Below are 12,494 nucleotides of genomic sequence, written 5' to 3' on the forward strand. Positions count from 1 at the left end.
CGGGCACCCGACGAGCGAATCTCCCCCGAACCATCAGTCGAGACGCCTCGCGTCGCAAGCCGTGCGGTGGGACTCCAACCCGAGTGGGTGATGAGATCTTGATGCACGTGACACACACGATGGGCAGGTTCGCTCAATAAAAATGGGGCTCTTCGCAGATGAGGGTGTGGCGACCGGCGCGTCGATATCTGGGTAGAGGTCGAGGTCTTCCGATGATGGGAGTTCTCACGCTGCCCATCCGAAAGACCTCGACGTGCACGACGCTACCTCTGGTGCGGGCTTCGCTTGCGCTGATGTGACCACTTTCTGCCGCCTCGACGAACTCGGGCTGGAGGTGACCGGACAACGCCTGCGACCCGACCGGGCCGTGCTGGCGTGCCGGCTCACCGATGAGGATCGATGGTGCCGGTGGTGCGGCGAGCAGGGCAGCGTGCGTGACAGCGTTACCCGCCAGCTCGCTCATGAGCCATTCGGGTGGCGGCCCACCACCTTGCTGGTGACCGTGCGCCGCTACCGCTGCATCGGCTGCCGTCATGTGTGGCGTCAAGACACCAGCAAGGCAGCCGAACCGCGGGCCAAGCTGTCGCGGCGTGCGCTGCAGTGGGCGTTGGAAGCCATTGTGTGTCAACACCTGAGCGTGGCCAGGGTCGCCGAAGGACTGGCAGTGTCGTGGAACACCGCCAACAACGCGGTGCTCGCCGAAGGCAGGCGGGTACTCATCGCCGATCCGGCCCGCTTCGACGGTGTGGCGGTGATCGGGGTCGACGAACACGTCTGGCGCCACACCCGCCGCGGCGACAAATACGTCACCGTGATCATCGACCTGACCCCGGTCCGCGACAAGACCGGACCGGCGCGGCTGCTCGACATGATCGAAGGACGTTCCAAGCACGCCTTCCAGCAATGGCTGGCCGCCCGGCCACGAGACTGGCGTGATGGCGTGGAAGTCGTTGCCATGGACGGATTTTCCGGCTTCAAGACCGCCAGCGCCGAAGAGCTGCCCGATGCGGCCACGGTGATGGACCCCTTCCACGTAGTCCGGCTGGCCGGCAACGCCCTCGACCAGTGCCGGCGCCGCGTCCAGCTGGCCACCTGCGCGCACCGCGGCCGCAAGAGCGACCCGCTCTACCGCGCGCGGCGAACCTTGCAGACCGGAGCCGATCTGCTCACCGACAAGCAAAGAGCCAGGCTGGCGGCCTTGTTCACCGTCGACGCCCACGCCGAGGTCGAAGCCACGTGGTCGATGTACCAGCGCACCGTAGCCGCCTACCGACACCCCGACCGCAAGAAGGGCGCCACGATGATGGCGGCGCTGATCACCACGCTCAGCGCAGGCGTTACCAAGCCCCTGCAGGAGTTGATCACCCTCGGACGGACACTGAAGAAACGCGCCGCCGACGTCCTGGCCTACTTCGACCGACCCGGCACCTCCAACGGGACCGAAGCGATCAACGGCCGCCTCGAACACCTCCGCGGATCGGCCCTGGGATTTCGCAACCTCACCAACTACATCGCCAGATCCCTACTCGAAACCGGCGGATTCAGACCCCAACTACACCCTCGATCATGAAGAGCCAAAAATGGCCACAGCAGATGATGACTTGCTGACGGGCCTCGGCACGCTGGGCGGCATTATGCGCCGTGACATGCGTCGTCTCCGACTCCCCGACTGAGCCCATGCTGGATCCATCTCCGCACCCGAGTCAGCCGATGCTGCTTCATGCGAGAGCTCAACCTACTGAGCGCCGTCCCAACTACCACGGCGGCTCATTGGTCTCCTCGGGACCGCGGGGCCGGGCGGGCGTTTCAGGGGGTGAACTATGCCGTGCACTCGGCGGCGGGCACGATCTCGGCGCTCATGTTGCGCTGCATCATTTTCAGCGCGGCGTCACCCAGGTCGGCGTCGATGTGCGCCACCGCATCCGGCGGGACCACGACGGTGAAATGGCGCACATAGGCATCCAACGCGGTGTAGAGGATGCACTGCTCGGTCACCTGCCCGGTAAGGATCAGCCGTTTGGTCTTTAGCCGACCCAGCAGATAGTCCAACGAGGTGGCGTAGAACGCGCTGTGCCGTACCTTCCTGAGAAAGCGGCAGTCCGTATCGGGCACGATCGGTTTGACCAGATCGGGCCGCGCACCCTGCAAGGCGGATCGGACGATGTCGTCGTGGTCGGCGGTGAAATCGCCGTAGTTGTCGTTGACGTAGATGAGATCGACACCCTCGTGTTCACGCGCCACCGAGACGAGCCTGGCCAACGGATCGATGATATCGCCCACGTTGGGAATCAGGAGTTCGGCGTCCTCGTGCTGGTAGGCGTTGAGCATGTCGATGATGAGTACCGCGGTGTCACTCACGAAGTGGTCTCTACCCCGCCATCCGACGTTCACACGAGAAAGCCGACGATGGAAAATGATCAACTCCGACTCGGCCTACCGCCACGGCTTCGTGCGGCCATCCCGACGCGTTGCATCCGAACACCTCGGATGCGACTCTTAAGCACGACACGCAGGACTCGCAACGACGAGCTCGAGCTGCGCGAACAGGAATGATCAGGGACAAGGCCGGGGGAATGAATGCCCCAAGCTTAATCGGCAACGAGGAGGAGCCCGGGATGGCTGCGAAGAAGACAAAGACGGAAGCGGTGGCGGCGGAGAAGCCGACCACCGGCAACGCGACGTCGACAGAAGCCGCGGCGCGGGAGATCACGCAGGAAATCATCGCCGAGCGCGCCTATTATCTTTCCCAATCCGGAGAAGGCGGGACCGACGAGGAGAACTGGCACCGGGCCGAGGCGGAGCTGCGGCAGGGCTCGCAGCGCTAGCTTCCGCGCGCCTTGCCGCGACCCACCCACTAGCGCGGACCCTCAAGGCCAGCGGGCTGTCGGACCAATAGAGTTTTGGTTGTGCGTAATGCCTTTCATGAGCAGCTCGATGCGCTCATCAAGAACTTGAGCCGGATGTGTGGTCTGGCGGGGGTGTCGATGGAGCGGGCGACGCACGCACTCCTGCAGGCCGACCTGGTTCTGGCCGAACAGGTCATCACTGACCACGACGAGCTTGTCCGGATGCGTAAACGCGCCGAAGACGCGGCATTCGTCCTGCTGGCCCGCCAGGCCCCCGTGGCCGGGGACCTGCGCCTGGTCGTCGGATCCCTACAGAACTTCGCCGATGCCGAGCGAATGGGCGGCCTGGTGGTCCATGTCGCCAAGATCGTGCGCCGTCGCCATCCCATGCACGCCCTCCCCGAGGAAGTAAACGGCTACTTCGCCGAGATGGGCCGAACCGCCGTTCTTCTCGGCAACAACGCCAAGGAAGTGGTGCGTACCCGGGACCCGGAGCTGGCCGCGCAAATCAGCCGCGACGACGACGCCATGGACGCGTTGCACAAGCACCTGTTCACCGTGCTCCTGGACAAGGAATGGACACACGGTGTCGCAGCCGCCGTCGACGTGACCCTGCTCGGCCGCTTCTACGAGCGTTTCGCCGACCACGCGGTCCAGATCGGGCGACGAGTTGTCTTCGAGGCCACCGGGACACCGCCATCGGACTAATGTCGCCCTGGTCCTGGGCACTAGTATTGGCCTGCCAGGTGGTGACCCTCGTCGCCATCGGCTTGTTCGTCTTGCTTTTCCTGGCAACCGGGGTGCTTCTGGTGCTGAAGATCATGGGCGTATTTGGTTGAGGGCCTCGCTACGCCCTCGGTCGGTGGCCGATAGTCATCAAGCGGTATCGCCAATAGTCTGCCTGGCAGTCATTTCCAAAAGTGGTCTCGCCAGTCGTGACGCATTTGTCGCCCCCATTGGGTCCCTGGTCGGTTGGGCTTCAGGCGTAGTTGGGATGCGATGCCACGCGCATTAGCGGAGCTATAGCCGCCGTCCAGGATCGCGGTTGGCTGTGCTGCACCGGTCGTTCTCGACGAGAGCTCGGCGGCGTGGTGGCGTCACGCTACGTAAATCGACCGTGCAGACGGATCGCTGTGGTGCTCACCAGGGCATCGGCTCCGAGGAGCCCTTGATGGCCGCTGATGCGGTTGATCCCGGTGAAGCACGATGGCCGGCGCAGCTGTCTCAGATGGGTGCCGACGGTATAAATGCCTTTGCTGATGGCCGCGCAGTCCTCGGGTCTGTTTGCAGTTTTGGGCGCACGGGGCGGCACTGGTCAATAGTTCGATTCCTAAGCGACAGCGTCGACCGCCTCGCGGCCAGCACTCAGCGCCGACCGGGCGCCCTGACGAACGCGTCGAGCCTTCGAGGTCGATTTTCTCGGCGTGCGGTTCATCCGGAAGTACCCGGGTATTTCGGGCGTTTCAGGCCGATCAAGGAGGACACCATGGCCACTGGAGAAACCGGGTTCGATGACGTTGCGATCTCGTTTCGGTTCAATATCATTCGCTGAAAGCGGGTCATGACCCCGGCCAATATGTGCGTGATGCCAAAAATGCTGGTCTGGAAGACGTAGCTTCAATCTTCGAAGAAGTGATGGCCCAGGACTCCGATCGCGCCCACAAGTGTCACGACTTCCTCAAGGAAGTGACCGACTCCTCGCAGTCCTAGCCACACGCCTGATCCAGGCGCTCCGTAGGGTTGCGCCCGGAACGGCAAGGACAACCCGGCACCCTGCCAGGGTGTCTGGACGGTGCCCTTCCGGCGTCAAGAGGCCGCCGTCCGCGGGTCGCAGTGTGACGGTGGTGGATCCGGAAAGTGACTTGCCCCGCGACACCGACCACCCGACCGGATCGAAGCAGGCGACCAAGAACGGCCGACAGCGGTTTCGACGACGGTAGGCGGATGTCGGACACTATCGCCGCACTGCAAGGAGCTGGGCAGGGACCGCTGGTCTACCGGTACAGCAGAGCGCAGTCCGCAGGAGAAGGCGCGTTCCTTGCCTGCTCGTTCTGGATGGTGTCCGCCCTTGATCACGTCGGACGATCGCAGCAGGCGCGCCAGCTGATGCACGAGCTGGTGGCGCTAAGCAACGACGTCGGAACGTTCGCCGAGATGATCGACTCTGGCACCGAGGCGTTTCTCGGCAATCTGCCCCGAGGTCTGAGTGATCTGTCCTTCGTCGGAGTAGCACTCGACCTCGACGACACCTAGGCGCGTCGGGTGTCCCCGCCGCAGGAATGGGGTATCCGGGCTACGTGTAAAGGAGGCGTGACAAATGGTGAAAGATCATGGATCAAGCGTCAAGGACGATAAGCAATACGAGGGACTACGCAAGAAGGGCATGAGTAAGTCTCGTGCGGCGGCGATCGCCAACTCCCCAGATGCCTCCAGCAAGGGCGGCAAGAGTTCGGGTAGCAGCCAAAGTCGGCGCAGCAGCGGCAGCGGCAGCGGCGGAAACCAGTCGCAGAAGAAGGCCGCCGGCCGCAAGGGCGGAAAGAAATCGAGTTAAGCCTTGACGGGCGAGATATCCGGCGAACTTGCGCCAGACCACAACGAGATAGCCGTGTCCGAGCGGACTGTGCTGGACCGGGGTTTGCTCCAAGAACTGTTGTGGGCCTACGGGCCGTCCGGCCAGGAGGACGCGGTAGGCGACATTTGTCGCCGCGAACTCGGCACTTGCGTCGATGAAACGTGGATCGACCCAGCCGGAAATCTCATCGGTCACATCCAGGGCAGTACGAGCGAGGGCAGTGCCCCCGCCATCAAGGTCATGGCCCACCTGGATGAGCTATCCATGCTCGTCAAACGAATCAAGCCCGAGGGTTCTCTTCACCTGACGCCGCTGGGAACCATGTATCCGGCCAACTTTGGTCTGGGACCCGTTGCGGTGCTGGGCAATAGCCAAACACTGTGCGGGGTGCTAGTACTGGGCTCGGAGCACACAACCCAAGAAAGTAAGCGAATTTGGGAGACTAAACCTGACCAGGGCGATAGGGCGCTGGACTGGACGCACGTCTATGTTTTCACCGGTTGCTCCCCCGAACAATTAGCCGCCGCCGGCGTACAGCCCGGAACGCGGGTGTGCATCGAAAGCAGCAAGCGGACGTTGGTCGAGGTCGGCGACTACCTCGGCTCCTATTTCATGGACGACCGCGCGGCGGTGACTGCTCTGCTGCTGGCGGCGCGCGCGCTGCGAGAAAAAGAGCAGCGCCCACCGGCAGACGTCTACCTGGTTTTCACCACCAGCGAGGAAATCGGCGGCGTAGGCGGCTCCTATGCGAGCCGCACGCTTCCCGGTGAGCTCACCCTAGCTCTAGAAGTGGGCCCCACCGAGGCGGAATACTCCACCAGCGTCAGCGCCGGACCGATCATCGCCTACAGCGATGCGCAATGCATCTACGACAAAGAGGTCGCGCCGACCGTTTGATGACCATCGCCGCAGCACTCGATCTGTCGCCCCAGCCCGCCGTGCTGGGTGCCTTCGAATCCGAGGCATCACACGCCAAGGCAGCCGGGCTTACGCCCCAGGCCGGCCTGCTCTGTCTGCCGACCTTGAGTACTCATGGCTACGAAGTCATTGCGCGCGAAGCCATCCGGCCATGACAGATGTGCTCGTCGAATTCGTCCAGACCTACGCCGCACAGCGCACAAGCCGCTAAACGCGTCAGCGACAGGGCAGAGGTTTCTGGCTTCTTCGGCCAATCGTCGCAGCCGTGCCCGACGGGTGCGGCCGCCCATCGGCGGTGAGGGACCCGCGGATAGCACGGGTGCCCGCGATCGGCTCATACGATTCTTCGCCGCAGCCCTGAACGACCTCCAAAAAGGCCGATCGAAGCCGGTGTGCGACACGCCGACCTCATCTCGTCTCCAATCACGTGGGTGGGGCGACGATGGGTCGATGTCGACGTTGACCGGTCGCGCTCCGGGGCTGATCCGGGCGGCCTCTTTGGTCGTGGTCGTGATCGCGCTACCGCTACTCATCCTGACCAGCGGCCCCGCTAACCGGGATGGTATGCCCGGCCGGCTAGCCGCGGCGATGGAGGAGACCGTCGCGGCGGCGCGCTCGGGTGCGCTCGCGTTGCAGCTGTGGACCCAGGACCGCTCTACCCGACAACTGGTCAATGTGCAACTGACCGACGCCCGCGACGAGGTCACCAAGGCCTATCAGGGCATCGGCGAGCTGCGCGCCGAGGACCCCGCCGATGTACGCCGCCAGGCGATGCTGACCGCATCGATGACCACGTTCATCGGTGACCTCAACGCCGCCTCCGCCGCGGTGCGTGGTTTGGCCGACCAGCCCGACCCGCAGGTGCTGCACCGGCGACTGCTCGACGGCGCCGACACACTGGAACGCGAATACCGCTGATGACAAGGATTTTCGCGGTCGCGCTGGGCATCTTGACCGCCATCGGCGGCTTCCTCGACATCGGCGACCTGGTCACCAACGCCGTGGTCGGATCCCGGTTCGGGCTGGGGTTGGCCTGGGTGGTGGTCGTCGGTGTGATCGGGATCTGTTTGTATGCGCAAATGGCCGGCCGGGTGGCCGCGGTCAGCGGCCGCGCCACCTTTGAACTCATCCGGGAACGCCTCGGGCCCCGCATGGCCGCCGCGAACCTGGGCGCATCTTTCTTCATCAACTTGATGACCGTGACCGCCGAGATCGGCGGTGTGGCGTTGGCCCTGCAACTGGCGACCGACGTGGGACCGCTGCTGTGGGTGCCGGTCGCCGCCTTCGCCATCTGGATCGTGATTTGGCGGGTGCGCTTTTCCATCATGGAAAACGTCACCGGCCTGTTGGGGCTGTCCCTGATCATCTTCGCGGTCAGCCTATTCGCGTTGAAACCCGACTGGACACAACTGACCCATCAGGCGCTCGCACCGGTAATCCCCGACACCGAGTCTGCGGCCACCTACTGGTACTACGCGATCGCGTTGTTCGGCGCCGCGATGACCCCCTACGAGGTGTTCTTCTTCTCCTCCGGCGCCGTCGAGGAGAAGTGGACGGTCAAGGATCTCGGCACCTCTCGGCTCAACGTGCTGGTCGGTTTCCCTCTGGGTGGGGTGCTGTCGGTGGCGATCGCCGGCTGCGCCGCGGTGGTCCTGCTACCCGGCCAGATCGAGGTGACGTCTCTGTCACAGATCACCATGCCGGTGCTGGAGGCCGGCGGCCAGCTTGCCTTGGCGTTCACCATCATCGGGATCGCCGCCGCGACGTTCGGCGCCGCTCTGGAGACCACGCTGTCCTCCGGGTACACGCTGGCGCAGTTCTTCGGCTGGGCGTGGGGTAAATTCCGCCGCCCCGCCGACGCGGCCCGCTTCCACGTGGTCATGCTGATTGTGGTGGTGGCGTGCGCTGCGGTGCTGTTCACCGGTGTTGATCCGATCCTGGTGACCGAATACTCGGTGGTGTTCTCGGCGATCGCGTTGCCGTTGACCTACCTGCCGATCCTGATCGTGGCCAATGACCCCGGATACATGGGCGAACACGTCAACGGTCGCGCTCTCAACATCGCAGCGTCGGTCTACCTTGTCATCATCCTCGCCGCCTCGCTGGCCGCCCTCCCGCTGATGATCGTCACCGGAGCGGGCCAATGACGTCCTCACGCACAGATTTTCCAGACGCACCGCGCCCGCAGGGACGCCTGGTCGACGCGCGCCTGCACCTACTGGACCGTCAGCTATTCGATGCCGACGAAGCGCCGGTCGGCATCGTCGACGACCTCGATATCGACATCCCCATGGATACCGACCTGGCTGTCTCGGCCCCCGCGCCGCGGGTGACCGGGATCCTGACCGGGCAGGTGCTGGCGACCAGAATCTTCGGCGGCCGGCCCCCACGTTCCAAGCTACAAGCGGTTCCGTGGCGGCTGATCACGAGGATTGGTACCGTGGTCCAACTCAGCTCGGACGCAGAGGATTTCGACTCCCTGTGGCTGGAGCATTGGTTGCGCGATCACATTATTCGGCGCATTCCGGGAGGCTCCCGTGCAGCTCAGTGAGCTCCTCGAGCTGCCGGTGCGCGACGCCGCCGGCCGGCAGGTGGGCACAGTCGTCGATGTTCGTCTGGCGATCGAGGGTGATCTCGACGACCGCCCAGATCAGCCGAAGTTGTTCGGACTGATCATCAGCCCGCACACCGAGTCGTCGTATCTGGGATACGAACGCGCCGACGCTCGACGTCCGAAACTCCTGGCCGCGCTGCTGCGCTGGCGCCACCGCGGCACGTTCCTGGCGCTCTGGCACGACATCGCGAATGTCAGCGCCGAGTCCGTCGGATTGCGGCAGCGCTTCGAGCGCTACTCACCGGTGCTGCGCGACGACGACCAACGCTCGAGCGGCGAACACCAAAATCCCAACTGAGCCACCAGCGAAGCACACCTCGCTCGTAAGCGCGGTTGTCAGTGCGATCACAAGCGGAAGCGACCGCGCGCACCATTTACCAGCCATCTGCGCTTGCGGAGTTCGCAGACCAGCACCATTCATTTCCACACGCAACCCTTGCGGCTATGCAATCAGCTGCCCGCGTGTGGGGAAGCCGCGGACGGGTATCCAGCCGGTGTCGACTACGGGAGCTCCTCGTGATGATCGATCGCATTGCCGAGCCGTGGGGCAGCCGAACGCCCGACGGCCGTGGTGAGCCCTGGCCGCGGCGGATCGACACATATCTGGAGCCGGAACTGCACCCGAATGACGTCGACCGCTGGGTGCAGTCCGCAGCAGTACTGCACTCCAACGGCGACGGGCTGGACATCGCCGTCAAAGACGGCCGCATCGCCGGCGTCCGCGGCCGCGGCGTGGACCGCATCAATCACGGCCGACTCGACCCCAAGGATCTGTTCGGTTGGCAGGCCAACGCCTCAGCCGACCGGCTGACCGCTCCGTTTGTGCGCCGCGGCGGCAAGCTGGTCGAAACCGACTGGGACACCGCGATGGAGCGCATCGTGACGCGCAGCAAGCAGCTGCTGGCCGATCGCGGGCCCAGCGCGGTCGGCTTCTATACCTCCGGGCAGCTGTTCCTCGAGGAGTACTACACCCAGGGCGTCATCGCCCACGGGGCGATCGGCACCAACCACGTCGATGGCAACACGCGGTTGTGCACCGCCACCGCCGCTGAAGCGCTCAAGCAGTCATTCGGGTGCGACGGTCAGCCCGGCTCCTACACCGACGTCGACCACGCCGACGTGATGGCGCTGTACGGACACAACGTCGCCGAGACGCAGACGGTGCTGTGGATGCGCCTGCTCGACCGGCTGGCCGGGTCCAACCCGCCTGCGCTGCTGTGCGTGGACCCGCGCCCCACGCCGGTGGCCCGGCATGCCACCGTGCACTTGGCACCGTTGCCCGGAACCAACGTCGCGCTGATGAACGGGCTGCTTCATGAGATCCTCGCCCATGACTGGGTGGACCACGACTACGTCGAAGCCCACACCGTGGGCTACGGCGAACTGCACGAGCGCGTGGCGGATTTCCCTCCCCCGCGGGTGGCCGAGATCTGCCGCATCGACGCCGGGGAGCTGCGCCGCGCGGCCGAGCTGCTGGGCACTGCCGACCGGCTGCTGTCGACGGTGCTGCAGGGCTTCTACCAGTCCCACCAGGGCACCGCCGCAGCCGTCCAGGTCAACAACGTCCACCTGGTGCGCGGCATGCTCGGCCGGCCCGGCTGCGGGGTCCTGCAGATGAACGGCCAGCCCACCGCGCAGAACACCCGCGAATGCGGCGCCGACGGCGATCTCGCAGGTTTTCGCAACTGGGCCAACGACTCCCACGTCGAGGAACTGGCCCGACTGTGGAACGTCGACCCGATGCAGATCCCGCACTACGGGCCACCCACCCATTGCATGCAGATGTTGCGCTACGCCGAGGAAGGCAGCCTCCGCATGCTGTGGGTCACCGCGACCAACCCCGCGGTGTCATTGCCCGAACTCGCCCGGATCCGGCGCATCCTGTCCCAGGACCGGCTGTTCCTCGTGGTGCAAGACATCTTCGCAACCGAAACCACCGAACTCGCCGACGTGGTGCTGCCCGCCGCGGCGTGGGGCGAGAAGACGGGGACCTTCACCAACGCCGACCGCACCGTCCACATCTCGGACAAAGCCATCGACCCGCCCGGTCAGGCTCGCGCCGATCTCGACATCTTCCTCGACTACGCACGCCGCATGGACTTCCGCGACCAGGACGGCCGGCCCCTTCCGCCGTGGACCGCCCCGGAGGAAGTATTCGAGGCATGGAAGGCGTGCAGCGCCGGACGCCCCTGCGACTACACGGCATTGAGCTATGAGAAGTTGCGGGGCGGCAGCGGCATCCAATGGCCCTGCAACGCCGACCATCCCGACGGCGCTGAACGGCTGTACACCGACGGCCGGTTCTGGGCGCAACCAGATCATTGCGAGACCTACGGCAAGGATCTCATCACCGGAGCGCCGCTGGAGCCCACCGAGTACCGCGCGATGAACCCCCATGGCAAGGCCATCATCAAGGCCGCCGAGTACGTCACACCGCACGAAAGACCCTCCGCGGACTTCCCGCTCGTCCTCATCACCGGGCGCACGCTCTACCAATTCCACACGCGCACCAAGACCGGCCGGACAACACAACTGCAGGCCGCGGCGCCGCAGGTGTGGGTCGAGCTCGCAGATGGCGACGCGCGACGGGCCGGCATCACCGAGGGTGACCTGGTGGAGATCCGCACGCCGCGCGGGTCCGTGACGGCCGCGGCGCGGATCACCGGCATCCGAGCCGGCGTCGTCTTCCTGCCGTTCCACTACGGCTACTGGGACACCGAATCCGCCGGACATCGCCGCGCCGCCAACGAGTTGACGCCCACCGACTGGGACCCGGTGTCCAAGCAACCGATCTTCAAGACAGCCGCCGCGGCGGTGCGGCGGGTCGCGCCGGGCCGCGGGCCCGCCCCGGCACCCACCACCGCTGCCTCCGCCCCCCTGCACGACGGAATTTCGGCGACCACAGGAGGCCCGCAGGCCGAGGTCGACGAAGAGTGCATCTCGGAAGGACACCCATGAGCAAGCTCGCGCTGGCGATCGCCGAACTGCAACGAAGCGAACGCCGCCTCGCGCACAGCCTGCGCGTCGTCGCCGCCCGGCACCACAACGATCACGACATCAGCCACCTCGCGTGCGACCTGGCCGACTGGTCCGACGAGCACGTCGCCGCGCTGACCAGCCACCGCCGTCACCGCCGACTGCGGCTACCCTCGCGTCCACGACGGTTCGTGATGAGCGGCCCACTCCAGGAACGGCTCAGCGACCTACTGCGCCACCGACAGCAGCCCAGCCTGCTACTGCTCGCCGATCTCCGTCGCGTGCACCGCATCGCAGCCGGGGTATCGCTGGACTGGGAGCTGCTCGCCCAGGCCGCACAGGCCGCCAAGGACGGTGAACTGCTCGCAATCACCTCCCGCTGTCACCCTCAGACGCTGCGCCAAATGCGCTGGGCGAACACCATGCTCAAGGAATTGTCGCCCCAAGCACTCGCGAACTGACCGACAGGTAAGCCGCCTGACGGACCAGAATCCCAGCTGAGGATTGCTGCACCGGTGGCTCTCGCCACCTCACAACGCTACGTCCACGGCGCCGGCACCGACATCCG

12 protein-coding genes and 2 pseudogenes are annotated in these 12,494 nt (G+C 65.2%); 13 read left to right on the forward strand and 1 reads right to left on the reverse strand.

From position 1 onward, the window contains the following. Positions 1-253 precede the first annotated feature (253 nt). Complete coding sequence (locus ACVWWN_RS01610; RefSeq protein ID WP_457142300.1) at positions 254-1,570, forward strand: ISL3 family transposase; 1,317 nt, start codon at positions 254-256, stop codon at positions 1,568-1,570. Between the two features lie 248 nt (positions 1,571-1,818). On the opposite strand, the gene ACVWWN_RS01615 is transcribed toward ACVWWN_RS01610, so the two are convergent. Continuing rightward, complete coding sequence (locus tag ACVWWN_RS01615) at positions 1,819-2,358, reverse strand: cysteine hydrolase family protein (protein WP_457142301.1); 540 nt, start codon at positions 2,356-2,358, stop codon at positions 1,819-1,821. Between the two features lie 257 nt (positions 2,359-2,615). Here ACVWWN_RS01615 and ACVWWN_RS01620 point away from each other — a divergent pair, with 257 nt between their 5' ends. The 12 genes and pseudogenes from ACVWWN_RS01620 (at position 2,616) to ACVWWN_RS01675 (ending at position 12,387) form a co-directional block, all read left to right on the forward strand. After that, positions 2,616-2,825, forward strand: a complete 210-nt coding sequence (locus ACVWWN_RS01620; RefSeq protein ID WP_457142302.1) for a hypothetical protein — start codon at positions 2,616-2,618, stop codon at positions 2,823-2,825. Positions 2,826-2,906: 81 nt separating this feature from the next. Beyond that, positions 2,907-3,554, forward strand: a complete 648-nt coding sequence (phoU, locus tag ACVWWN_RS01625) for a phosphate signaling complex protein PhoU (RefSeq protein WP_457142303.1) — start codon at positions 2,907-2,909, stop codon at positions 3,552-3,554. Between the two features lie 778 nt (positions 3,555-4,332). Further along, a pseudogene (locus ACVWWN_RS01630) lies at positions 4,333-4,556 on the forward strand (acyl carrier protein). A 234-nt stretch (positions 4,557-4,790) separates the two neighbouring features. Next, on the forward strand, positions 4,791-5,099 hold the full coding sequence (locus ACVWWN_RS01635) for a hypothetical protein (RefSeq protein ID WP_457142304.1): 309 nt from the start codon (positions 4,791-4,793) through the stop codon (positions 5,097-5,099). 64 nt (positions 5,100-5,163) lie between these two features. Further along, positions 5,164-5,397, forward strand: a complete 234-nt coding sequence (locus ACVWWN_RS01640; RefSeq protein ID WP_457142305.1) for a DUF7218 family protein — start codon at positions 5,164-5,166, stop codon at positions 5,395-5,397. Positions 5,398-5,445: 48 nt separating this feature from the next. After that, positions 5,446-6,547 (forward strand): annotated as a pseudogene (locus ACVWWN_RS01645) (M42 family metallopeptidase). Positions 6,548-6,786: 239 nt separating this feature from the next. Next, positions 6,787-7,254 carry a hypothetical protein gene (locus tag ACVWWN_RS01650; RefSeq protein WP_457142306.1) on the forward strand — a complete coding sequence of 156 codons (468 nt, stop codon included), beginning with the start codon at positions 6,787-6,789 and terminating at the stop codon, positions 7,252-7,254. Then, entirely contained in the window at positions 7,254-8,483 is a 1,230-nt protein-coding gene (locus tag ACVWWN_RS01655) for an NRAMP family divalent metal transporter (RefSeq protein WP_457142307.1), read from the forward strand. Before ACVWWN_RS01650 ends, ACVWWN_RS01655 begins: the two co-directional genes overlap by 1 nt. Further along, entirely contained in the window at positions 8,480-8,887 is a 408-nt protein-coding gene (locus ACVWWN_RS01660; protein WP_457142308.1) for a PRC-barrel domain-containing protein, read from the forward strand. Before ACVWWN_RS01655 ends, ACVWWN_RS01660 begins: the two co-directional genes overlap by 4 nt. Next, a complete protein-coding gene (locus tag ACVWWN_RS01665; protein WP_457142309.1) occupies positions 8,874-9,248 on the forward strand; it encodes a PRC-barrel domain-containing protein in 375 nt (124 codons plus the stop codon). The genes ACVWWN_RS01660 and ACVWWN_RS01665 overlap by 14 nt, the downstream gene beginning before the upstream one ends. Positions 9,249-9,466: 218 nt before the next feature. Beyond that, positions 9,467-11,908, forward strand: a complete 2,442-nt coding sequence (locus ACVWWN_RS01670; protein WP_457142310.1) for a molybdopterin oxidoreductase family protein — start codon at positions 9,467-9,469, stop codon at positions 11,906-11,908. After that, entirely contained in the window at positions 11,905-12,387 is a 483-nt protein-coding gene (locus tag ACVWWN_RS01675) for a hypothetical protein (RefSeq protein WP_457142311.1), read from the forward strand. Before ACVWWN_RS01670 ends, ACVWWN_RS01675 begins: the two co-directional genes overlap by 4 nt. Positions 12,388-12,494 lie beyond the last annotated feature (107 nt).

Source organism: Mycobacterium sp. URHB0021, assembly GCF_054057895.1.

Coding starts and splice junctions, on each gene's coding strand:
- ACVWWN_RS01635 (WP_457142304.1), top strand. CDS start 4,791: ATGTCGGACACTATCGCCGCACTGCAAGGAGCTGGGCAGGGACCGCTG.
- ACVWWN_RS01640 (WP_457142305.1), top strand. CDS start 5,164: ATGGTGAAAGATCATGGATCAAGCGTCAAGGACGATAAGCAATACGAG.
- ACVWWN_RS01620 (WP_457142302.1), top strand. CDS start 2,616: ATGGCTGCGAAGAAGACAAAGACGGAAGCGGTGGCGGCGGAGAAGCCG.
- ACVWWN_RS01660 (WP_457142308.1), top strand. CDS start 8,480: ATGACGTCCTCACGCACAGATTTTCCAGACGCACCGCGCCCGCAGGGA.
- ACVWWN_RS01650 (WP_457142306.1), top strand. CDS start 6,787: ATGTCGACGTTGACCGGTCGCGCTCCGGGGCTGATCCGGGCGGCCTCT.
- ACVWWN_RS01655 (WP_457142307.1), top strand. CDS start 7,254: ATGACAAGGATTTTCGCGGTCGCGCTGGGCATCTTGACCGCCATCGGC.
- ACVWWN_RS01675 (WP_457142311.1), top strand. CDS start 11,905: ATGAGCAAGCTCGCGCTGGCGATCGCCGAACTGCAACGAAGCGAACGC.